Annotated in this window: 22 protein-coding genes; 18 read left to right on the forward strand and 4 right to left on the reverse strand. The window is 61.0% G+C overall.

The window, feature by feature from the left end:
- Nucleotides 1–53 precede the first annotated feature (53 nt).
- The 7 genes from FH08_RS0140990 (at nucleotide 54) to ftsB (ending at nucleotide 8,599) form a co-directional block, all read left to right on the forward strand.
- Nucleotides 54–2,618: a DNA internalization-related competence protein ComEC/Rec2 gene (locus FH08_RS0140990; RefSeq protein WP_031363909.1), complete on the forward strand. Its 2,565-nt coding sequence runs from the start codon at nucleotides 54–56 to the stop codon at nucleotides 2,616–2,618.
- Between the two features lie 67 nt (nucleotides 2,619–2,685).
- Entirely contained in the window at nucleotides 2,686–3,531 is an 846-nt protein-coding gene (locus FH08_RS0140995; RefSeq protein WP_031363910.1) for an alpha/beta fold hydrolase, read from the forward strand.
- Between the two features lie 174 nt (nucleotides 3,532–3,705).
- Nucleotides 3,706–5,430: a CTP synthase gene (locus FH08_RS0141000; RefSeq protein ID WP_035568580.1), complete on the forward strand. Its 1,725-nt coding sequence runs from the start codon at nucleotides 3,706–3,708 to the stop codon at nucleotides 5,428–5,430.
- Nucleotides 5,427–6,281, forward strand: a complete 855-nt coding sequence (gene kdsA, locus FH08_RS0141005; RefSeq protein ID WP_031363912.1) for a 3-deoxy-8-phosphooctulonate synthase — start codon at nucleotides 5,427–5,429, stop codon at nucleotides 6,279–6,281. Before FH08_RS0141000 ends, kdsA begins: the two co-directional genes overlap by 4 nt.
- Nucleotides 6,282–6,503: 222 nt before the next feature.
- Complete coding sequence (locus tag FH08_RS54540; RefSeq protein ID WP_081889760.1) at nucleotides 6,504–6,647, forward strand: DUF1330 domain-containing protein; 144 nt, start codon at nucleotides 6,504–6,506, stop codon at nucleotides 6,645–6,647.
- An 81-nt stretch (nucleotides 6,648–6,728) separates the two neighbouring features.
- Nucleotides 6,729–8,012 carry a phosphopyruvate hydratase gene (eno, locus tag FH08_RS0141010; RefSeq protein WP_031363913.1) on the forward strand — a complete coding sequence of 428 codons (1,284 nt, stop codon included), beginning with the start codon at nucleotides 6,729–6,731 and terminating at the stop codon, nucleotides 8,010–8,012.
- 131 nt (nucleotides 8,013–8,143) lie between these two features.
- Nucleotides 8,144–8,599: a cell division protein FtsB gene (gene ftsB, locus FH08_RS0141015; protein ID WP_031363914.1), complete on the forward strand. Its 456-nt coding sequence runs from the start codon at nucleotides 8,144–8,146 to the stop codon at nucleotides 8,597–8,599.
- A 107-nt stretch (nucleotides 8,600–8,706) separates the two neighbouring features.
- On the opposite strand, the gene FH08_RS0141020 is transcribed toward ftsB, so the two are convergent.
- The 3 genes from FH08_RS0141020 to FH08_RS0141030 all read right to left on the reverse strand — a co-directional run bounded on the left by FH08_RS0141020 (nucleotide 8,707) and on the right by FH08_RS0141030 (nucleotide 10,726).
- Nucleotides 8,707–9,063, reverse strand: a complete 357-nt coding sequence (locus FH08_RS0141020; protein WP_031363915.1) for a hypothetical protein — start codon at nucleotides 9,061–9,063, stop codon at nucleotides 8,707–8,709.
- A 122-nt stretch (nucleotides 9,064–9,185) separates the two neighbouring features.
- Nucleotides 9,186–10,157, reverse strand: a complete 972-nt coding sequence (locus FH08_RS0141025; protein WP_268810844.1) for an Hsp33 family molecular chaperone HslO — start codon at nucleotides 10,155–10,157, stop codon at nucleotides 9,186–9,188.
- Between the two features lie 44 nt (nucleotides 10,158–10,201).
- The gene (locus FH08_RS0141030) at nucleotides 10,202–10,726 is read right to left on the reverse strand and encodes a gamma carbonic anhydrase family protein (protein ID WP_031363917.1); all 525 of its coding nucleotides are present in this window, start codon (nucleotides 10,724–10,726) and stop codon (nucleotides 10,202–10,204) included.
- 94 nt (nucleotides 10,727–10,820) lie between these two features.
- On the opposite strand from FH08_RS0141030, the gene FH08_RS52290 reads away from it, so the two are divergent.
- From FH08_RS52290 to FH08_RS0141080, 11 genes are all read left to right on the forward strand, one after another.
- On the forward strand, nucleotides 10,821–11,075 hold the full coding sequence (locus FH08_RS52290) for a hypothetical protein (RefSeq protein ID WP_152603048.1): 255 nt from the start codon (nucleotides 10,821–10,823) through the stop codon (nucleotides 11,073–11,075).
- 35 nt (nucleotides 11,076–11,110) lie between these two features.
- Nucleotides 11,111–11,974 carry a ferritin-like domain-containing protein gene (locus tag FH08_RS0141035; protein ID WP_051888924.1) on the forward strand — a complete coding sequence of 288 codons (864 nt, stop codon included), beginning with the start codon at nucleotides 11,111–11,113 and terminating at the stop codon, nucleotides 11,972–11,974.
- Nucleotides 11,971–12,876, forward strand: coding sequence for an alpha/beta fold hydrolase (locus FH08_RS0141040; protein WP_031363919.1), 906 nt, complete (start codon nucleotides 11,971–11,973; stop codon nucleotides 12,874–12,876). The genes FH08_RS0141035 and FH08_RS0141040 overlap by 4 nt, the downstream gene beginning before the upstream one ends.
- 98 nt (nucleotides 12,877–12,974) lie before the next feature.
- A complete protein-coding gene (locus FH08_RS0141045; protein ID WP_031363920.1) occupies nucleotides 12,975–13,805 on the forward strand; it encodes a 3',5'-nucleoside bisphosphate phosphatase in 831 nt (276 codons plus the stop codon).
- A 306-nt stretch (nucleotides 13,806–14,111) separates the two neighbouring features.
- Nucleotides 14,112–14,750: an L-threonylcarbamoyladenylate synthase gene (locus FH08_RS0141050; protein ID WP_031363921.1), complete on the forward strand. Its 639-nt coding sequence runs from the start codon at nucleotides 14,112–14,114 to the stop codon at nucleotides 14,748–14,750.
- 161 nt (nucleotides 14,751–14,911) lie between these two features.
- Nucleotides 14,912–15,577, forward strand: coding sequence for a site-2 protease family protein (locus tag FH08_RS0141055; protein ID WP_031363922.1), 666 nt, complete (start codon nucleotides 14,912–14,914; stop codon nucleotides 15,575–15,577).
- A gap of 4 nt (nucleotides 15,578–15,581) precedes the next feature.
- Nucleotides 15,582–16,784 carry a tryptophan--tRNA ligase gene (locus FH08_RS0141060; RefSeq protein WP_031363923.1) on the forward strand — a complete coding sequence of 401 codons (1,203 nt, stop codon included), beginning with the start codon at nucleotides 15,582–15,584 and terminating at the stop codon, nucleotides 16,782–16,784.
- 18 nt (nucleotides 16,785–16,802) lie between these two features.
- On the forward strand, nucleotides 16,803–17,423 hold the full coding sequence (locus FH08_RS0141065; protein ID WP_051888925.1) for a class I SAM-dependent methyltransferase: 621 nt from the start codon (nucleotides 16,803–16,805) through the stop codon (nucleotides 17,421–17,423).
- A gap of 42 nt (nucleotides 17,424–17,465) precedes the next feature.
- Entirely contained in the window at nucleotides 17,466–18,371 is a 906-nt protein-coding gene (dapA, locus tag FH08_RS0141070) for a 4-hydroxy-tetrahydrodipicolinate synthase (protein ID WP_031363925.1), read from the forward strand.
- 163 nt (nucleotides 18,372–18,534) lie between these two features.
- Complete coding sequence (gene bamC / locus FH08_RS0141075) at nucleotides 18,535–19,677, forward strand: outer membrane protein assembly factor BamC (protein WP_031363926.1); 1,143 nt, start codon at nucleotides 18,535–18,537, stop codon at nucleotides 19,675–19,677.
- Between the two features lie 10 nt (nucleotides 19,678–19,687).
- Nucleotides 19,688–20,461 (forward strand): MBL fold metallo-hydrolase, encoded by a 774-nt coding sequence (locus FH08_RS0141080; RefSeq protein ID WP_031363927.1) that lies wholly within the window; start codon nucleotides 19,688–19,690, stop codon nucleotides 20,459–20,461.
- 244 nt (nucleotides 20,462–20,705) lie between these two features.
- On the opposite strand, the gene FH08_RS53805 is transcribed toward FH08_RS0141080, so the two are convergent.
- Complete coding sequence (locus FH08_RS53805; RefSeq protein WP_075583450.1) at nucleotides 20,706–20,969, reverse strand: hypothetical protein; 264 nt, start codon at nucleotides 20,967–20,969, stop codon at nucleotides 20,706–20,708.
- Between the last annotated feature and the right edge of the window lie 74 nt (nucleotides 20,970–21,043).

The following is a 21,043-nucleotide window of genomic DNA, read 5'->3' on the forward strand; positions in this document are numbered from 1 at the left end:
CAGCTCTTTCCTTCGATGCGTCTGCGCTCGCGTCGAGTTTTTGAGGAGCGTGCGTGCGAGCTATCTTGATCGGCTTTGCGTTGGGAATCGTGTGTTTGCAACAGCAGGCTGTATTGCCCAGCGCCCTTGTTTTGTGGGCGCTTTTGCTCCTGCTCGGACTTGCCTGCGCGCTCGCGGTTTGTTTTCCGCAGCTTCGCTTGGTATCGCTGATTGCTGCTTCGTTGATTATCGGTTTTGGTTACGCCGCCTGGCGTGCTGACACGCGATTGCAACGCGTATTGCCCGTTGCATTCGAGAACCGCAACATCGAGTTGACCGGATTCGTGCGTGGATTGCCAATGCAAGGCGCGGACGGCACACGGTTCCTGTTTGAAGTCGAATCGAACGATGCCGCGTTGACGAACTTCCCGCGTGTCGTGCAACTATCGTGGATGGCGATGGGTGCCTCAAAACGCGGTCCTGCGGCCACACCGCCGCCTGCTCTTTGGGCCGGTCAACGATGGACGCTGGTCACGCGATTAAAACGTCCGCATGGCAATGCGAATTTTCGCGGCCGCGATACCGAAGTGGGGCTGCTCGCCCGCAACATTCGAGCGACCGGTTACGTTTCCGCGCCGGGCGCGGCTCGGCGTTTGCCCATCGACGCACACGGCTTCGCGCTGACGATCGATCGTTGGCGTGCGCGGTTGCGCGAGCGGGTTTTAACTGCACTTGATGGCGCTGCGCATCGAGGAATCGTAGTGGCGTTGGCAACAGGCGCTCAAGACGTGGTCAGCGACGCTGACTGGAGTTTGCTGCGTGCGACCGGGACGAGTCATCTGGTCGCGATTTCCGGACTGCATATTGGCTTTGTCGCGGGGCTCGCGGCGCTCTTGAGCGGCGGGTTATGGCGGCGCTTGCGCTGGCGCGGGGCGCCTGCGCCGCTGATCGTATCGGCGCAAAAAGCGGCAGCGGCCGGTGCGGCGGTATTCGCGGCCTTCTACGCGGCGCTCGCTGGATTCAACGTCCCCGCGCAACGATCAATGTGGATGCTGTGCTTCGTCGCGCTCGCTGTGCTGAGTGGCCGCCGGCCGGCGTCTTCGCTGGTGCTCGCGTGGGCGCTGGCGTTGGTGCTGATTGCCGATCCGTGGGCGGTGACGGCAGCGGGATTCTGGTTGTCGTTTTGTGCCGTGGCGGCCATCCTGTTTGCGATCGCGTCGCGTGGGCGGCAGGCCTCTGTCGGCTTCGCGGAGGAGTTCGCGGCGCCTCAGGCAGACGAAGATCCTACCGCAAGCGAACCGGGCGATGAGCCCGGAGTTCAACCACGCCGCCACATCCGCGACCGGCTTGGCGACGTGATCGGGCGAGACCGGGTTCGCTCTCTAGCGTGGCTCAGACCGACGGCACGGCGCTTTGGGCGCGGGATCGCATCCAGTGCGCGCGTGCAGTACGCAATCACACTCGGACTCGCGCCGCTCACCGCGTACTGGTTTTTCCAGATTCCACTGCTGGGGCCGCTGGCCAACGCGTTCGCCATTCCCTGGATCAGCTTTCTCGTTACGCCGACCGTGCTCGCGGCCGTCTTGCTGCCGGCACCACTTGACGTATTTGCCTACCGCGCGGCCCATAGCATGCTGACCCCGATGTTCGACGCGCTCGCCCACCTGTCTGGACCCGCATGGACGCTCTGGCGTTTGCCGCAGCCGGACGGTTTTGCGCTGACGGCAGCGGCGTTCGGCGTGATATGGGCGCTCGCTCCGCGCGGCTGGCCGCTGCGGTTCGCCGCCCCGCTTACCTGGTTGCCGCTGGCGCTACCCATCTCTCAAGCGCCTCCGAACGGCGCGTTTCGCGTGACGGCGCTCGACATTGGCCAGGGATCTTCTATCGTCATCGAAACCACGCATCACACCTTGCTCTTCGATGCGGGTCCGGGCCCCGAATCCACGCACGCGGGAGAACGGCTTGTCGTGCCGTATCTCTTCGCCCATGGCCTCTTCACGCTCGATACGCTGATGATCAGCCACTCGGATTCCGATCACTCGGGCGGTGCACCCGCGGTGCTCGAGAGCATTCAGGTTCGGCAATTCGTGGCGTCGCTGCAGCCGCGCGAGCGGTTGTGGATGACGGCACGGGAGCACGGCAGCGCTTTGCTGCGCTGCGTCGCGGGGCAGCGCTGGCAGTGGGACGGCGTGATGTTCGACGTGCTGTGGCCACAGGCCGGGCCGCTCGCTGCCAAACCTAACGCGACGTCATGCGTGCTGAAAGTGACGAGCGCGGCGGGGCGTTCGGCGCTTTTGGCCGCCGACATTGAAGCCGACGTCGAGCGCCAGTTGCTTCAACTCGGGCAAGGTGAACCTGCCTCGCTCCAGGCCGACGTACTGATCGTGCCGCATCACGGCAGCAAGACGTCGTCTACCGAGCCTTTCCTCGACGCCGTGAGTCCGCGCGTCGCGGTATTTCAGGTAGGCTACCGCAACCGTTTTAACCATCCGAACCCGACGGTTTTCGAGCGGTATCGCTTACGACATATCGAGTTATCGCGCAGCGACGAAGACGGTGCGGCGCGCATGGAGGTGTCGGCGGAGGTGTCCATCGATCGTTTCAGGCAGACTCACGCGCGTTACTGGATGGGACGGTGAGTCGAACACTAAGAACGTTAAAAATGAGACGCTGGAAAGAGCGTTGCAAATAAAGAGGGCACGCCGCTTGAAAGACATCCTGCATTTTTCGCACGCGAACGGATTTCCGGCATCGACATACAGGACGATCTTCGCCGAACTCGCCGACGACTATGAGATTCGAGCCGTCGAACGGTTTGGTCACGATCCGCGTTTCCCCGTTACGCGCGACTGGCCGCATCTGGTGGATCAATTGCTCGAAGACATTGACGCCAGGCGCCCGGCCGACGTGAAAGTGTGGCTGGTCGGGCATTCGCTGGGCGGATATCTCTCGCTGATGGCGGCGCTCAAGCGGCCGCATTGGGTGAAAGGCGTGGTGATGCTGGATTCGCCGGTGATCGCCGGCTGGCGCAGCAATTTGCTGCGTTTATCGCAATGGACGGGGCTCGATACCCGGCTTTCGCCTGCCGCCGCCACTAAAAATCGGCGCACGCACTGGCCGAGCAGGGAAGACGCATGGCGTCACTTTCACGCGAAAACCGCGTTCGCCCGCTGGGACGAGCGGATGCTGTCGGATTACATCGATTTCGCGATTCCGGCGGAAGCGGGTAATGGAGATGGGATCGGCGGTATTAACGAAGCTGCCGGCATCAACCGCCAGCGCAAGCTCGCTTTCGATCGAGAGGTGGAATTCCGCATCTACAAGACCTTGCCGCGCACGCTGGGTGCGCGCGTCGCGCACGGCGTGCCGGTGCCAGTCGGGTTTATTGCGGGAACGCATTCGAAGGAAGTCCGCCACGTCGGGCTGGAGATGACGCGGTGTATTGTGGGCGGCCATTTCGAATGGATCGAGGGCAGTCATCTGTTCCCCATGGAGCACCCGGTGGAAACAGCGCGCGCATTGCAGCGCACGCTTAACGGGCTACGGGCGTAACAAATCTCAAGGCAAATCACGGCAAGACACCATTCAAAGCCCATTCAGGCCGCCAATAAACACGTGATCGAAACCCGCTGCTCACGATAAATCGGCTCCCAACGCGCGTCCCTCCCGCTCTGGGTTATGGGGCGTCTTTCGGGTATAATCCGTTTTTCCCGCGAGCACCTAGCGATGACCAAATATGTATTCGTCACCGGCGGCGTAGTGTCTTCCCTCGGCAAGGGTATTGCCGCCGCTTCCCTCGCAGCGATCCTCGAATCGCGCGGTCTGAAAGTCACCCTCTTAAAGCTCGATCCCTACATCAACGTCGACCCCGGCACGATGAGCCCGTTTCAGCACGGGGAAGTATTCGTGACGGAAGACGGTGCGGAAACGGACCTCGACTTAGGCCATTACGAGCGCTTCATCAGCACGAAGATGCGCAAGGCCAATAACTTCACGACCGGTCAGATCTACGAGTCGGTGATCCGCAAGGAACGCCGGGGCGAATATCTCGGCAAGACGGTTCAGGTCATTCCGCATATCACCAACGAAATCCAGGCGTTCCTGCAACGTGGCGCGGCTGCGGCCACATGCGGCGAGCCTGACGTGGCTATCGTGGAAATTGGCGGGACGGTGGGTGACATCGAATCGCTGCCGTTTCTCGAAGCCGCGCGCCAGATGAGCCTGCGCCTCGGCCGCAATAGCGCGTGTTTCGTGCACCTGACGCTTGTGCCGTACATCGCAACGGCCGGCGAGCTCAAGACGAAACCCACGCAGCATAGCGTGCAGAAGCTGCGCGAAATTGGCATTTCGCCGCACGTGCTGCTGTGCCGCGCGGACCGTCCGATTCCGGGCGACGAACGCGCGAAGATCTCGTTGTTCTCCAATGTTCCGGAAGACGCAGTCATTTCGGTGTGGGACGTGGACAGCATTTACAAGATTCCGCAGATGCTGCACGACCAGGGTCTGGACAACATCATTTGCGAAGAGCTCAAGCTCACCGCGAAACCCGCCGACCTCAGCATGTGGGCCGGTCTCGTCCAGAAACTCGAGAACCCGAAGAACGAAGTTACCATCGGCATGGTCGGCAAGTATGTGGAACTGACCGAGTCGTACAAGTCGCTGATCGAGGCGCTCAAGCACGCGTCCATTCATACGTCGACGAAGGTCAACATCGAGTACATCGATTCCGAACAGATTGACACGGACGGCGTAGCCGGCCTGAAACATCTCGACGCCGTGCTCGTGCCGGGCGGTTTCGGCGCGCGTGGAACTGAAGGCAAGATCAAGGCGATCAAATACGCACGCGAATCGAAGACGCCGTACCTGGGCATTTGCCTCGGCATGCAACTGGCCGTGATCGAATTTGCTCGCGACGTTGCCGGACTGGCCGATGCGAACAGCACGGAATTCGATTCATCGACGACGAATCCGGTTGTTGCGCTCATTACCGAATGGTATGACCGCGCAGGCCGCGTAGAAAAGCGCACGGAAGAATCGGATCTGGGCGGCACAATGCGCCTGGGTTCACAAAAATGTCCGATCAAGCCGGGCACCATGGCTGCGCGTATCTACGGTACGGATGTGAACGAGCGCCATCGGCACCGGTATGAAGTGAACAACCGCTTCGTGCCGCAACTCGAGGCGGGCGGGCTGGTCATCAGCGCGCGCACGCCGAGCGAAGATCTGCCGGAAATGATGGAACTGCCGGAAGCCATGCATCCGTGGTTCGTCGGCGTGCAGTTCCACCCGGAATTCACGTCGTCACCGCGCGATGGCCATCCGCTGTTCAAGGAATTCGTTGAAGCGGCACGCGCGCATCATCTGGCGCTGAAGGCGAACGGCGTGGCGAGCATTGCTGCTGAACACGCGCCCGCGCCGGCCGTGGCGGTTTCTGTCGGAGCGCAAGCATGAAGTTGTGTGATTTCGAAGTCGGTCTCGACCAGCCGTTTTTCCTGATCGCGGGCACGTGCGTAGTCGAGTCGGAGCAAATGACCATCGACGTCGCCGGCCGTCTCAAGGAAATCTGCGCGAAAGTGGGCGTCCCGTTCATCTATAAATCGTCGTACGACAAGGCCAATCGCAGTTCCGGCAAGTCGTTCCGCGGTCTTGGCATGGATGAAGGCCTGCGCATTCTCGGCGAAGTGAAGAAGCAACTTGGCTTGCCAGTTCTCACCGACGTTCATTCGGAGCATGAGATCGAAGCGGTTGCGTCGGTCGTGGACGTGCTGCAAACGCCCGCGTTCCTGTGCCGCCAGACTGATTTCATCCACGCGTGCGCGCGTTCGGGGAAACCGGTCAACATCAAGAAGGGCCAGTTTCTCGCGCCGCACGACATGAAGAACGTCATCGACAAAGCCCGCGACGCCGCCCGCGAAGCCGGTTTGTCCGACGATCGGTTCATGGCGTGCGAGCGTGGCGTGTCGTTTGGTTATAACAATCTGGTTTCCGACATGCGCTCGCTCGCGATCATGCGGGAAACCAATGCACCCGTCGTCTTCGATGCCACGCATTCCGTCCAGTTGCCGGGCGGGCAGGGCACGAGTTCCGGCGGCCAGCGCGAATTCGTGCCGGTGCTGGCGCGTGCAGCCATTGCAACAGGCGTTGCGGGCGTGTTTATGGAAACGCATCCGGACCCGGCGAACGCGAAGTCCGACGGTCCCAACGCCGTACCGCTGCACAGAATGGAAGCACTGCTGGAGACACTCGTCGCGTTGGATCGGGCCGTGAAGCGCGGACCGTTTCTCGAGAACGATTTCAGTTAAGGACGCTGCGGGCGCCGCGTGTATTTCAGCGCGGGTGCCCGCTTAAGCATCCACATCAGCCAAGCACCGGTGGGGGTGTCATGAAGAAGGTTACGTCTTCATGAACGCGAACGTTACTGACCCCGATAAAATTCGCCACGTTTGAACCGTTGTCATTGCAGGCGATGAAGCATACGGTGGTAAGTTTCTGGTGCGCGGAGGAAGGAGCGAAGCGTTGGGAGGATCAACGCGCCCGACCCGGCCGTACTCGGATTCGTTGACGACGAGCCGGCCACAAAATGGAATCACTCCGCTCAATACGAAGCGGCGCGCCACGTGCGAGCGGGCGCAGCAGAATTGAACATGATGGTCGTAGAAGGCCTCTGAAGCCAGGCGTGCGCGTACTGGCGAGATGTTAAACACCGACCTGCTGTCTGACCTGATTCACCGTCATTTCTTGAGGAAACCATGAGTGCTATCGTAGATATCATCGGTCGCGAGATTCTCGACTCGCGAGGCAATCCCACCGTCGAATGTGACGTCCTGCTGGAGTCCGGCACGATGGGCCGCGCTGCGGTGCCGTCGGGCGCATCCACTGGATCGCGCGAAGCGATCGAATTGCGTGACGGCGAAGCCGGCCGCTACGGCGGCAAGGGCGTGTTGAAGGCAGTTGAGCACATCAATACCGAAATCTCCGAAGCCATCATGGGCCTCGATGCATCGGAACAAGCCTTCCTCGACAAAACCCTGCTCGAACTCGACGGCACCGACAACAAGTCACGCCTCGGCGCAAACGCCATGCTGGCTGTTTCCATGGCCGTGGCGAAGGCTGCAGCCGAAGAAGCCGGCTTGCCGCTGTACCGTTACTTCGGCGGCTCGGGCGCCATGCAATTGCCCGTTCCCATGATGAACATCGTGAATGGCGGCGCGCACGCGAACAACAGCCTGGACATTCAGGAGTTCATGATTGTTCCGGTCAGCCAGCCGACCTTCCGCGAAGCACTGCGTTGCGGCGCTGAAGTGTTCCATGCGCTGAAGAAGATCCTGAGCGATCGTGGCATGAGCACAGCCGTGGGTGACGAAGGCGGTTTCGCGCCGAACTTCGGCAGCAACGACGAGTGCCTGTCGACCATCGTCCAGGCGATCGAGAAGGCCGGCTACCGTGCGGGCGAAGACGTTTTGCTTGCCCTGGACTGCGCTGCAAGCGAGTTCTACCACGACGGCAAATATCAGCTCGCGGGCGAGGGTTTGCAGTTGTCGTCGGCGGAATTCACGGATTACCTCGCCACACTCGCCGATAAATTCCCGATCGTTTCGATCGAAGACGGCATGCACGAAAGCGACTGGGACGGCTGGAAGATTCTCACCGATAAACTCGGCAAGAAGATCCAGCTCGTGGGCGACGATCTGTTCGTGACGAACACGCGCATCCTGAAAGAAGGCATCGACAAGGGCATCGCCAACTCGATCCTGATCAAGATCAACCAGATCGGCACGCTGACGGAAACTTTTGCGGCAATCGAAATGGCGAAGCGCGCGGGTTACACTGCGGTCATCTCGCATCGTTCGGGCGAAACGGAAGATTCGACAATTGCAGATATCGCGGTCGGCCTGAACGCCGGTCAGATCAAGACAGGTTCGTTGTCGCGTAGCGACCGGGTCTCGAAGTACAACCAGTTGCTGCGCATTGAAGAAGATCTCGGCGATATCGCTAGCTATCCGGGTAAGTCGGCGTTTTACAATCTGCGCTAAAGCTTCGGGCGGATTGGACGTTAGTTAGTCCGGACGGCCCGTTGATTTATCCAGTCCGCTGCCTCGAGTTCTCCTGAATCCGAGGCAGCGCCAAATTTTGTTGAAGTGTTAGCGTTTTCCTCGCCTCTTAAATGCGGATTGTCACCTTTGTTCTGATCCTGCTGCTGGCGATGATCCAGTATCCACTGTGGTGGGGACACGGCGGCTGGTTACGTGTCCACGAACTGCAGCAGCAACTAGTCAACCAGACAAAGAAAAACGCTGACCTGAAACTGCGCAACGAACGCGTGCAGGGAGAAGTGGCGGACTTGCAGAACGGTACATCGGCCGTTGAAGAACGGGCGCGTTACGAAATGGGCATGATGAAGGACAGCGAGGTGTTCGTGCAGTTCGTCTCGCCGAATTCACCGGCGCCTGCCAACTCGGTGAATGCGCAATCGAGTGCTTCCACGCGCGGGCAAGTGTCCGCCGCGCCGTTGCGGGTCGTGCCTAATCCGGTGTCGCGCTCGAAGGAAGAGCGCCGGGCGTTCGAACGGCAAGCGACCAAGGACAAGATGGACGCGGCCAAGAAGAAGCCGGGCGGTTAGCGCGCAGCGTGTCAATCCGGGCAAAAGATAAAAAGCTGTTTCAACTCATGTTGAAACAGCTTTTTTTACTACCGCCGCGTTGCAGCTAACCACGAGCGTCCGAGGCGTTACCAATATCCCGGGTATCCGTAGCCGAAACCTGTTCCCCATCGGTTACCCCAGCCGCCGCTCGAATATCCGCCGTACACCGTGACTGGCGCGCGATAGTACTGCGAATAAGCCTGGGCCGCTGCTTCAGCGGCCATTGCCTGCTGCTGCTCAGCCAGCACTTGCCGGTCGATCTGGTTATAGCGCTGCTGCTCGGCCTGCGAAAGCGGCTGCTGCGCCTGGTTCTGCGCGGCCGGCAAGCGACTGTAAATGGGCGAGGGCCCCGGCGGATCCATCATGCATCCGCCAAGCGCGAGCAGCGTCGCGCCGGACAGCGCCACAATCAGTTTTTTCGATACATATCCCAAGGAATTCATTTCGACCTCCAGCGGGCCGGACACTTAGCGGAAGCGAATCATGACATGCCGCAGCACGGCAAACATCGATCCTGCGACGTCTTGTTACAGTGACAGAAAGACGGCGCGAGCTCAGTCCCAACTCAATGCCGTTGATCGGGAGCCGGGCTTACACCTTGGGAGATTTCTCCGGCCACAAAAAGTTGCGCCACGTCCACCGGATCGAATTCGTAGCGCTGGTTGCAGAACTCGCAGTGCACTTCCACGCTGCCGCGTTCTTCAACCACGCTGTCCACTTCGCCACGTCCCAGCATCTTGAGCATCCCGCCCACCTTCTCGCGCGAACACGTGCATTCGAAACGCGCTTGCGCCGGTTCAAAATGCTGTACGTTTTCTTGCCAGAAGAGCCGCTTGAATACCACCTCCGGCTCTTCCTTCAGCAACTCTTCGTTCGACAGCGTGCCGCCGAGATGGCACACGCGTTGCCATGTATCGGCGTCGTGTTCGCCCGGATGCGGAACGATACCGCCATCGCCGGGAAGCTTTTGCAACAGCATGCCCACGGCGCGCTCGGTGTTTGCGGCGAGCCACATGCGCGTGTCGAGCTGCTCCGAGTGATGCATGTAGTGTTCAAGCACTTCCGCCATCGACGCCAGCGGCCCATGCTCGCCGCTCAACGGAACGATGCCCTGATAAGCCTGCTGTCCAGGCTTCTTGTCGCGCGGATCGAGCGTGATCACGCAGCGGCCCTGGCCGTTGCGGTTGAGCAGGTCGGGGAGCGTCATGTCATCGGTGATTGGCACTGGTGCTTCGCTCGCGCCTTCAATGGACTCAGCCAGCTTGGCGGTTGCCCGCAGCGACAAATCCGAATTGCATTGCACGACAAGCATGGTCACCGGCCCGTCGCCGTAAATTTGCATGATGAGCGTGCCGTCGAACTTGAGATTGGCCGACAGCAGGGCGCACGCAGCCATCATTTCGCCGAGCACGTTGCGCACGGGCGTGGGGTACGAGCGGCGCGTGAGCACCTCCTGCCAGGTATCGCGCAGCGAGACGATCTCGCCACGCACCGGCGCCGCGTTGAACATGAATTTTTGAAGCTGGTCGTTAACCACGCTTGGGTCCTTTGATCGATGGCGTAATGCGTGTCGACCGGCGTTCAGCCGATCCGCACGAGTTGCGCCTTGTAAAATTCACGACGGTCCGCGTAACCACGCGTCCCCGCCTGCATCTGGGCAATATCGGCTTCCGTGAGCTCGCGCACGGCTTTCGCGGGTGCGCCGAGGATCAGGGTGTTATCGGGGAAGGTTTTACCTTCAGTGACCACGGCGCCCGCGCCAACCAGGCAATTGCGGCCGATTACCGCACCATTCAAGACCACGGCCTGAATTCCGATCAACGCACCCTCCTTGATCGTGCAGCCGTGCAGCATGGCTTGATGGCCGATCGTCACGTTGGCTTCAATTGTCAGCGGAAAGCCCGGGTCGCTATGCAGCACGGCGCCTTCCTGGATATTGCTGCCGCGGCCGAGCACGATGGGCTCGTTGTCGCCGCGCAGCGCGGCGCCGAACCAGACGCTCGAGTTTTCTTCCAGCGTCACACGGCCGATGATGGTCGCCGTATCAGCGACAAAGACGCTTTCGTGGATGGTCGGGGCTGCGTCGCCGAGCTTATAGATTGCCACTTTGTCTCCTGTGAGGCTTGATGTGAGCGATGAGCGCGGATTGACCGACTGGCCTGGGGCGCCGGCGTGACCGGCACAAATCGGATGAAATCCGATGAAATTTAAATCTCAAGCGATTTCAGGCGGATTGAAACGATGCTATAGACTGCGGCCGGGGCGCGCCTCAAGCCAAAAATCTTCCGTGGAAAGTGCTATTTTAGCCGGTTGCGCAAAAGCGACGCGCGGGCCGCCTTTTTACGAGCCTGATCGACAGGTTCTCAACCGGGAATTCAAAACTGGCGTTTCTGACTCGGCCTGCCCGGGCGGCGGCGCGCCGGCGGTGCTGCCGATCAATCGTTACCGTTCATAAGCACCGCAAAAGTCACCCAAAGCACCTCTGGAATCATGTCCGAACAGCTCGATTACTCCGCGTCCACCAGCGTGCGTCCGACCGCGCTGGCGTTGCTCCGAGAGCGCGATCCCGTCACCAAGGCGAGCGCTGCCCAGCAGTTCTACGAGCGTTTGCTTTTCGGGGACACCACCCTCGACACCACTGCCCACATTTCCGATCCACTCGATCTGCCCGGCCGCCCGACGACGCCGGAACTGGTTGCGCCGTCATCGCTGAAACGCCGCAGCATGCAGTCGGACGCGGGGCGGGCGGTGTTGCTGCACGCGCTCGCGCATATCGAATTCAACGCGATCAACCTGGCGCTCGATGCCGTCTGGCGCTTCTCTTCAATGCCTGACGCGTTTTATCGCGACTGGTTCAAGGTCGCCGCCGAGGAGTCGCGCCACTTTTCGTTGCTGAGCGCGCGTCTGGCGGAATTCGGCCATCAGTACGGCGATTTTCCCGCGCACGACGGCCTTTGGGAGATGGCGGAGCGCACGCGTGGCGACGTGCTTGCCCGCATGGCGCTCGTGCCGCGCACGCTGGAGGCGCGCGGCCTGGACGCTTCTCCGCCGATTCGCCGCCGCCTCGCTCAAGCGGGCGACCACACATCGGCGGCCATTCTCGATGTAATTCTCAACGATGAAATCGGCCACGTGCTGATCGGCAATCACTGGTTCCGGCACCTGTGCAGCGAGTCCGGTGCCGATCCGCACGCCACTTACGCGCAACTTGCCGATCAATATCACGCCCCCAAACTTCGCGGTCCGTTCAACTTCGAAGCACGTCGCGACGCCGGTTTCGATGAAGCCGAGTTACGCGCGCTGGCGGGTCTGGATGACATCGATTCCACTCAAACGGCCCCGATTTCGCGATGACCTCTCTCAAAACGCCCGTTTCCGAATTCATCACCACGCGCGGCACGCGACTGCACGTGCGCCGATGGGGATCGCCCGACGCACCCACACTGTTCATGCTGCATGGCTGGATGGATATTTCGGCGTCGTTTCAATTCGTCGTCGATGCGCTGGCCGCTGACTGGCAGGTGATCGCGCCCGATGCACGCGGTTTCGGGCTGTCGGACTGGCCGGTCGCGCAAGGCAAGAGCGGCCATTACTGGTTCCAGGACTATCTGGCGGATCTGGATGCGCTGCTCGACCATTACGCGCCGGCGTCGCTGCGAGGGGAGCCGGTGAACCTGGTCGGCCATAGCATGGGCGCGAACGTTGTCTGCCTGTACGCAGGCGTGCGGCCGGAGCGGGTGCGGCGCGTGGTCGATCTCGAGGGATTCGGCATGCCAGCCACCAAGGCAGAGCGTTCGCCCGCACGGCTTGCGCAATGGCTGGACGATTTGCACGCGCCGCCAACGCTCAACACCTACGCCACGCTCGATGACGTCGCCCAGCGGCTGATCCGTACGAATTCGCGTCTGCCACTGGCGAAAGCGCGGTTTCTGGCGCAGCACTGGGCCAATTCCGACGATACCGGCCGTTTCCATCTGCTCGCCGATCCGGCGCACAAAATGCGTGGGCCATTGCTGTACCGGCTGGACGAGGTGATGGCCGTCTGGTCGAAGGTTCAGGCAAAGGTCCTGCACGTCGAGGCGCTCGCTTCGCCGACCCTCGCGATGATCGCCGGCGATGTTCCAATCGACGAATTCAAGCAGCGTTTCAAGGCGTTTAGCGATTGGCGCGAGGAGGTCGTCGATCACGCCGGCCATATGCTTCATCACGATCAGCCGGAGCGGGTGGCAGCGCTGATCGAGTCGTTTTGCGCTTGAACCCCGCGGCGCTGAATTTTGTGATCGAACGATCGGTCAGCGCCAGAACCCGTTTGACGCGTTGCAGTAGAATGAGCGGTAACCCTAGAGCTTCCAAAATGAACGCCGATCTGCATTGCCATTCCACCGTTTCTGACGGCCAACTCGCTCCAGCCGAGGTTGCCGCGCGCGCTCATGCGGGCGGTGTGACGCTGTGGGCGCTCACTGACCACGATCAGCTTGGCGGCCAGCGCGAGGCGCGAGAAGCGGCGCAAGCGCTTGGCATGGGGTATCTCGGTGGCGTGGAGATTTCGGTGACGTGGGCGGGGCGTACGGTGCATATCGTCGGCCTGAACGTGGATGCCGAAAACCAGGCGCTGATCGACGGCTTGGCAGCCACACGCAGCGGCCGCCAGGCGCGTGGTGAAGCCATTGGAGAGGCGCTGGCCGGCATCGGCATCCCGAACGCCTACGAGGGCGCGCTGCACTACGTGAACGATCCCGCCATGATCTCGCGCACGCACTTCGCGCGCTTCCTGGTTGAAAAGGGCTACGCGGAATCGACTTCGGACGTGTTCTCGAAATATCTCGGCGACGGCAAGCCGGGCTATGTCGGCCATCGCTGGTCCAAACTCGCGGACGCCATGAAATGGATCAAGGCAGCGGGCGGCGAGGCGGTGATCGCGCATCCCGGGCGTTACGATTTCTCGCCGGTCGAATTCGCCGCGTTTTTCGATGAATTCATCCAGCTCGGCGGCCGCGCGATTGAAGTGGTGACTGGCAGCCATACGCCGGACCAGTATCGCGAATATGCTGAAGTCGCCCGGCGGTATGGCTTTCTCGCCTCGCGCGGCTCGGATTTTCATGCGGCAGGCGAGGGGCGTATCGACCTCGGCCAGTTGCCGCCGCTTCCCGCCGATCTGAAGCCGGTGTGGGAGTGCCTGATTTAAAGCTGGACCGTGCCGGTTCATAGTCGGGCCGCGCGTTGATGCGTTTGGTTGAATCTACTAAACGCCGCGCACGATCCTTGCATCCACCCGCTTCTGTCTGTCGCGCAACTGCGTGCATTTGCGGGTATTCTCGCGTGTTCGCATGGGAGCCGCCCGGCGCTTTATAGCTGATATCCAACGTGAATTCAGTTTGAAGCCGCGGGCGATATGCCCGGTGCGCAAAACATAAAAAACGCAACGCGTGCGCCAAACGTGCCGGCGCCGGTTTGCAGGCAACTCCGGACAACCCACTTACGTCATCTTGTCATGTCTCAATTCTTTCGAATTCATCCTGACAATCCGCAGCCGCGCCTGATCAACCAAGCGGTGCAAATCATCAATGATGGCGGCATTGTCGCGTTGCCGACCGATTCCAGCTACGCGCTCGCGTGTCATCTCGACGATAAAAACGCGGTCGAACGCATCCGCCGGATTCGCGGGCTCGACGACAAGCAACTGCTTTCGCTGCTAGTGCGCGATTTGTCGGAATTGTCGAATTTCGCGATCGTCGATAACCGTAACTATCGTCTGATTAAATCGGTTACGCCCGGTCCTTACGTGTTCGTGCTTCAGGCGACGAAGGAAGTCCCCCGGCGCCTGTCGCACCCATCGCGAAAGACGATCGGCCTGCGTGTGCCGAATCACGCAATCACGCTCGCGTTGCTTGAAGCGCTGGGCCAGCCGCTGCTCGGCTCGACCCTGATCCTTCCACCCGACCCCCATCCGCTCAACGACGCCGAAGAGATTCGCCAGCGACTGGAAAAACAGATCGACCTGGTCATCGACGCCGGTGCATGCGCGATGGAACCTTCCACGGTGATCGACCTGACCGGCGACGAACCGGTGCTGGTGCGCCCCGGCCGAGGCAGTCTGGAACCATTTGGCCTTACCGCCGAAAGCGCCTGAAAACCCCCGCACGATGACACAATAGGCAGTGACGCTACGTTCGGGTGAATAGCCCCGGGCGCAAACTCACTGTCTCGACGCTCGCGCCCCATTGCCCCTGGGCGAACGCCAAACCGTCCGCCAACGAGTGGCGCCACAACTGCTTGATACAATAGCGAGCTATGGATTCCTCCCTGATACAAACTATCGCGGTCTACGCGCTCCCGGTGATCTTCGCGATCACGCTGCATGAGGCCGCTCATGGTTATGCGGCCCGTCTGCTGGGCGACAACACCGCTTACGTGCTTGGCCGCGTGTCGCTCAACCCAATGCGCCACATCGACCCCGTCGGCACGCTCGCGATTCCGCTGATCCTTTATTTCGTCACCAGCGGTGCGTTCATGTTCGGTTATGCGAAGCCGGTGCCCGTGGCATTCGGGAACCTGCGCAATCCGCGCTGGGGCAGCTTGTGGGTCGCGGCGGCAGGACCGGCGAGCAATTTCGTCCAGGCGCTGATCTGGGGCGTGGTCGCGGTGCTGCTGGCGTCGTTCAATGTCAGCGAACCGTTCTTTACGCGCATGGCTGCGGCCGGCGTTGGCGTGAATCTCGTGCTCGGCGTGCTCAACCTTTTCCCCTTGCCGCCGCTCGATGGTGGACGCGTCCTGATGGCGCTGCTGCCTGTGCGCGCATCGATCATGCTGTCGCGGCTCGAACCGTACGGTTTTTTCATCGTGATGGCACTTGTCATGACCGGTACCTTGACGCGTTTCTGGCTCGGGCCGCTCGTGAGCGCCGGGTATGTCGCGGTGTCGGCCGTCCTGAATCCCCTTGCCTCGCTTTTACAATAAATCCATGTTCCCTGACCGTATCTTCTCCGGCATGCGGCCGACCGGCTCGCTGCATCTAGGCCACTATCACGGCGTGCTCAAGAACTGGGTGCGGCTGCAGTCCGAGTACCCGTGCTTTTTCGCGGTCGTCGACTGGCATGCGCTGACGACCCACTACGAAACGCCTGAAGTCATCGAGAAGAACGTCTGGGAGGTGCTGATCGACTGGCTCGCGTCCGGCATCGATCCGGCGCAGGCCACGCTCTTCATCCAGAGCCGCGTGCCCGAACACGCCGAGCTTGCGCTGCTGCTCGGCATGAGCACGCCGCTCGGCTGGCTCGAACGCGTGCCGACCTACAAAGAGCAGATCGAGAAGCTGAAGGAAAAGGACCTGACCACGTACGGTTTTCTCGGTTATCCGGTGCTGATGGCCGCCGACATCCTGCTGTACCGCGGGTCGCTCGTGCCGGTCGGCGAGGACCAGGTGCCGCACGTGGAGATGACACGCGAGATCGCGCGGCGCTTTAATTATCTGTACGGGCGCGAGGCGGATTTCGAAGAGAAAGCGCTCGATGCCGCGAAGAAACTCGGTGGCAAACGCGCGAAGCTTTATCACGAGCTGCGAGTCGCGTATCAGCAGGAAGGCAATGACGAGGCGCTTGAAAAAGCGCGGGCGATGTTGCAGGAATCGCAGAGCCTGTCCATGGCCGATCGCGAACGGCTGTTCGGATACCTGGAAGGCGCGCGCAAGATCATTCTGGTCGAGCCGCAGGCGCTGCTGACCGAAGCCTCGCGCATGCCGGGACTCGATGGCGCGAAGATGTCGAAGTCGTATGGCAACACCATCGGCTTGCGTGAAGATGCCGAGACCATCACGAAGAAAGTCCGCACCATGCCGACCGATCCGGCGCGGGTTCGCCGTACCGATCCCGGCGATCCGGACAAATGCCCGGTGTGGCAACTGCATCAGGTCTATACCGATGAAACCACGCACAAGTGGGTGCAGACGAACTGCCGCAGCGCGGGAATTGGCTGCCTCGAATGCAAGCAGCCGGTGATCGAAGGCATTTTGCGCGAGCAGCAACCCATGCTGGAACGCGCGCAGAAATACATGGACGATCCGTCGCTTTTGCGCGCGATCGTGGCCGACGGTTGCGACAAGGCGCGCAAGTTCGCGGTCGAGACCATGCGCGACGTTCGCGACGCGATGGGTCTCTCATACAACTGATGTAATTGATGACACACGATGTCAGCGCCTGAACAGTCACCCACGCCGCCCACTCCACCGACCACCGCCAGTGCATGGATCGAACAATGGTCGCATCTGGTGGAGCAGGGCGGTGCGGTGCTCGATGTCGCGTCGGGCAATGGCCGTCACGCGCGTCATTTCGCTCGGCGCGGACATCCGGTGCTGGCACTGGATCGTGATGAAACCGCTTTGGCAAGTCTCGCCGGCGTGCAGCATGTCGCGACGCGTTGCGCCGATCTGGAAAACGCAAGCTGGCCACTGCGGGCCGACGAGAAATTTGCCGCGGTCGTGGTGACGAACTACCTGCACCGGCCCCTGTTCCCCTATCTATTCGATGCCCTCGCGCCCGGCGGCGTGCTGCTCTACGAGACCTTCGCGGCGGGCAACGAACGGTTTGGCAAGCCCTCGAACCCGAACTTCCTGCTCAATCCCGGCGAACTGCTCGACGCCGTGCGGGGCAGGTTGCGGGTCATCGCTTATCAGGATGGTTTTATCACCGTGCCGCGCGCATCCTGCGTGCAGCGCGTCGTCGCTGCCGCCCCGTTGCGGCCCACGCCAACCGGCCTTACGGAACGTAACAATGCGTCAGATCCCGTTCGTTACGTGCTGCAGGGCTAATCCGCTACAATCGCGGTTTACCGACCAATTTCATAGCGTTTCATGACAAACGGAACACACGGCGGCATCCAGATCCGCGGCAGCATTCCTGCCATCGTCACCCCGATGCACGAGGACGGTAGTCTCGATCTGCCGGCGTTTCGAAAACTGATTGACTGGCATGTTGAAGAGGGTACGAACGGCCTCGTCGTGGTCGGCACCAGCGGCGAATCGGCCACGCTCTCGGTGGACGAACACATCCTGATGGTGAAAACCGCCGTCGAACACACGGCCAAGCGTTTTCCGATCATCGCTGGCGCGGGGGGTAACTCCACGTCGGAGGCGGTCGAGCTGGCGAAAGCAGCGAAGGAAGTCGGCGCCGACGCCACGCTGCAAGTAGTTCCTTATTACAACAAGCCGACGCAAGAAGGCATGTACCAGCACTTCCGCAAAATCGCGGAATCGGTCGACCTGCCCGTCATCCTGTATAACGTGCCGGGCCGGACCGTTGCCGACATGAACCACGACACCGTGCTGCGTCTCGCTGACGTGCCGGGCATCGTGGGCGTGAAAGAGGCAACGGGCAATATCGATCGTGCGGCGAACCTGATCAAGTACGCGCCTGCGCATTTTGCGATCTACAGCGGTGACGATCCGACCGCGATTGCATTGATGCTGCTCGGTGGTCACGGCAATATTTCGGTGACCGCGAACGTCGCGCCGAGAGCGATGAGCGAACTGTGCCGCGCGGCGCTTGCCGGCGACGCGATCACCGCGCGCAAGATTCACCTGAGCTTGCTGTCGCTGCACAAGCAGATGTTTTGCGAATCGAATCCAATCCCCGCGAAGTGGGCGCTTGCTGCGCTCGGGCGGATGGAAGGCGGAATTCGCCTGCCACTGACGCCGCTCGACGCGCGCTACCACGACGTTGTTCGCGACGCGTTGCGCGAAACAGGACTTCTGGCCTGACGGCCGGCAGTGGGGTGCATTTAAAACGTGCGTCCCACTGCAATGCAGTGGCTTCGGCCTTACTACCGTTTGGCCAGCCAGCGAGTGTCATCAACCCGTCGTTCATCGACCCGTTCCCGGCTTAGCTTCCAGGCAACGCGCATTCAGCATCACGAAGGACCTCATGAAACGTTCCGCCTTATTCAATCACGCTCGCACCCTGAGCGTGCTGTCGCTTGGAATCGGCACGCTGATCTCGCTTGCCGGTTGTGACACGTTGAACGACTGGCTCGCGCCGGATCGGGTCAATTACAAGGGTGCTGAAACGGCGCCTACGCTGACCGTGCCGTCGGACCTGAGCACAGCGGACATCAGCCAGCGTTATGCCGCACCGCCCAAGCTGAATACGCTGGGCGGCGCTGCACCACGGGCGCTTACGCCTGCAGGCAATGCAACCGTGGGCGTGCCGAGCCCGCAAGACCCGTTCGGCATGCACGTGGAGCGTGACGGCGATCGTCGCTGGCTAGTCGTCGATGGCCGTTCCCCCGACCAGCTCTGGCCGCAGTTGCAGGAGTTCTGGGAAGAGAACGGTTTCACGCTCAAGACCGATGCCGCCGCTACCGGCATCATGACGACCGATTGGGCTGAAAATCGCGCGAACATTCCCGACGACTGGTTCAGGAAGAGCATTGGCAAGCTGGTCGACTTCGCCTATTCATCGGGTACGCGCGATCAGTTCAGTACGCTGGTCGAGCGCGGCTCGGGCGGCTCCACCGACATCTCCATCAGCCACAGCGCGATGGAAGAAATGCTGACGGGTCAGGACAAGACATCGTCGAAATGGGTCGAGCGGCCGCGTAACCCCGCACTTGAAGCGGCGTTTCTCGCCAAGCTGATGGAGAAATTCGGCCTCACCGACGCACAGGCCAAGCAACTGTTGACCGATGCACGTCCGGCGTCCGCAACGGCGAGCGTGGATACGACCGGTGGCTCGTCCACGCTCGATCTCTCCGAGCCGTTCGACAGCGCCTGGTTGCGTGTAGGACTTGCACTCGACCGCACCAACTTCACCGTCGACAACCGCGATCGTGCGAAGGGCTTGTATTACGTGCGCTTCTCGGACTCCATGCAGGAGTTGAAGAAGGAAGGTCTGCTCGGCAAGTTCTTCAGCGGCGGCACGCCCAAGCCTTCACGCGAGTTCATGGTCAACGTGCGTCCGAAGGCGGACACCGTCACGGAGATTGCCGTGGTCGATGCCAACGGTCAGGTGGATACATCGACTGACGCGCAACGGATCGTCGCGTTGCTGCATGCCCAGTTGAACTAGGTTTTAGCCAATGCGTTTTGCCAGTCTCGGCAGCGGTAGCGAAGGCAATGCGTTGCTGGTCGAGTCGGTCAGCGGCACGACAACTACGCGCGTGCTGCTGGATTGTGGTTTCTCCGCGAAGGAAGTCGAGCGGCGCCTCGCGCGCCTCGACGTGCGGGCAGACCAGATCGATGCCATTCTTATCACGCATGAGCATGCGGATCACATTGGCGGTGCGCTGACACTGGCGCGCAAATGGTCTATTCCGTTGCACATGAGCTGGGGTACCGCACGCGCAGTGGGTGCCGATGACGCGCCAGTCGATCTGCACGTGCTCTGGGGCGACGAGAGCGTCATGGTAGGGGACCTGGAAGTGCTCCCTTACACAGTGCCACACGACGCGCGCGAGCCCCTCCAGTACGTGTTCTCGGACGGCGCAAGCCGTTTGGGCGTCCTGACGGATGTTGGAGTCGCTACTGCCCACATCACGACTGTGCTGAGCGGCTGCGATGCCCTTGTGCTCGAATCGAATCACGATGTCGGGATGCTCGCGACAAGCCGCTATCCAGCGTCGCTCAAGGCGCGTATTGGCGGTATGCATGGACACCTGAACAACGACGCTGCAGCAGGGATTCTTGCAGCGCTCGATCGATCGAAGCTGCGCCATCTGGTGGCCGCTCACCTGAGTCGGGAGAACAACTTGCCTGAGTTGGCCCAGGCGGCGCTTGCCGCCGTGCTCGGCGGCACCGCGGCGGATGTTGTGGTGGCCACGCAAGCCGATGGGTTCGGCTGGCTGTCGTTATAAAACCGCTATGCGTTCGCCTATAAGCGCTGCACCACGCGCTGTGTCTATGTAAGCCGCATAGGGACCCTTCGCACTTCACACCAAGAAACAGCAGACGTAAAAAAACCGGCCCGAGGGCCGGTTTTTTCATAAGCCTCCCAGAATGACATCCTGCGAGGCTTATTGCGGAGGCTTCGTTCTCAGCAAAATAAACAGCTAGATAAACCAGCCGAAAGAGCGGAAAACTAGGCCCCTGACTAGGTGCTTACTGGCTTGCGCCCGAAGCAGGAGCAGCTGCAGAAGCTGCGTCGGTTGCCGATGCAGCAGCCGCAGTTGCGTCGCTTGCAGCAGCCGTAGCGCTCGAAGCTGCGTCGCTAGCAGCAGCTGCCGAATCCGATGCAGCAGCAGCAGGTGCCGAAGCAGCCGAGGTATCGCTAGCAGCGCCCGGAGCAGCCGTATCGCTAGACTTGTTGCATGCAGCAAGAGCAACAGCAGCCAACAGGGATGCTACGAGGAGAGATTTCTTCATGATCACGTCCTTTTATGGTTAAAGGTAAGCAACAGCGCAAAGTACCGGTAATGTGTGCTCCAACACCGACCCGG

The organism is Caballeronia sordidicola (genome assembly GCF_000729995.1).
Lineage (GTDB): Bacteria > Pseudomonadota > Gammaproteobacteria > Burkholderiales > Burkholderiaceae > Caballeronia > Caballeronia sordidicola_A.

Coding starts and splice junctions, on each gene's coding strand:
- FH08_RS0141000 (WP_035568580.1), top strand. CDS start 3,706: ATGACCAAATATGTATTCGTCACCGGCGGCGTAGTGTCTTCCCTCGGC.
- kdsA (WP_031363912.1), top strand. CDS start 5,427: ATGAAGTTGTGTGATTTCGAAGTCGGTCTCGACCAGCCGTTTTTCCTG.
- eno (WP_031363913.1), top strand. CDS start 6,729: ATGAGTGCTATCGTAGATATCATCGGTCGCGAGATTCTCGACTCGCGA.
- ftsB (WP_031363914.1), top strand. CDS start 8,144: ATGCGGATTGTCACCTTTGTTCTGATCCTGCTGCTGGCGATGATCCAG.
- FH08_RS0141020 (WP_031363915.1), bottom strand. CDS start 9,063: ATGAATTCCTTGGGATATGTATCGAAAAAACTGATTGTGGCGCTGTCC.
- FH08_RS52290 (WP_152603048.1), top strand. CDS start 10,821: ATGAAATTTAAATCTCAAGCGATTTCAGGCGGATTGAAACGATGCTAT.
- FH08_RS0141035 (WP_051888924.1), top strand. CDS start 11,111: ATGTCCGAACAGCTCGATTACTCCGCGTCCACCAGCGTGCGTCCGACC.
- FH08_RS0141040 (WP_031363919.1), top strand. CDS start 11,971: ATGACCTCTCTCAAAACGCCCGTTTCCGAATTCATCACCACGCGCGGC.
- FH08_RS0141045 (WP_031363920.1), top strand. CDS start 12,975: ATGAACGCCGATCTGCATTGCCATTCCACCGTTTCTGACGGCCAACTC.
- FH08_RS0141050 (WP_031363921.1), top strand. CDS start 14,112: ATGTCTCAATTCTTTCGAATTCATCCTGACAATCCGCAGCCGCGCCTG.
- FH08_RS0141055 (WP_031363922.1), top strand. CDS start 14,912: ATGGATTCCTCCCTGATACAAACTATCGCGGTCTACGCGCTCCCGGTG.
- FH08_RS0141060 (WP_031363923.1), top strand. CDS start 15,582: ATGTTCCCTGACCGTATCTTCTCCGGCATGCGGCCGACCGGCTCGCTG.
- FH08_RS0141065 (WP_051888925.1), top strand. CDS start 16,803: ATGTCAGCGCCTGAACAGTCACCCACGCCGCCCACTCCACCGACCACC.
- dapA (WP_031363925.1), top strand. CDS start 17,466: ATGACAAACGGAACACACGGCGGCATCCAGATCCGCGGCAGCATTCCT.
- bamC (WP_031363926.1), top strand. CDS start 18,535: ATGAAACGTTCCGCCTTATTCAATCACGCTCGCACCCTGAGCGTGCTG.
- FH08_RS0141080 (WP_031363927.1), top strand. CDS start 19,688: ATGCGTTTTGCCAGTCTCGGCAGCGGTAGCGAAGGCAATGCGTTGCTG.
- FH08_RS53805 (WP_075583450.1), bottom strand. CDS start 20,969: ATGAAGAAATCTCTCCTCGTAGCATCCCTGTTGGCTGCTGTTGCTCTT.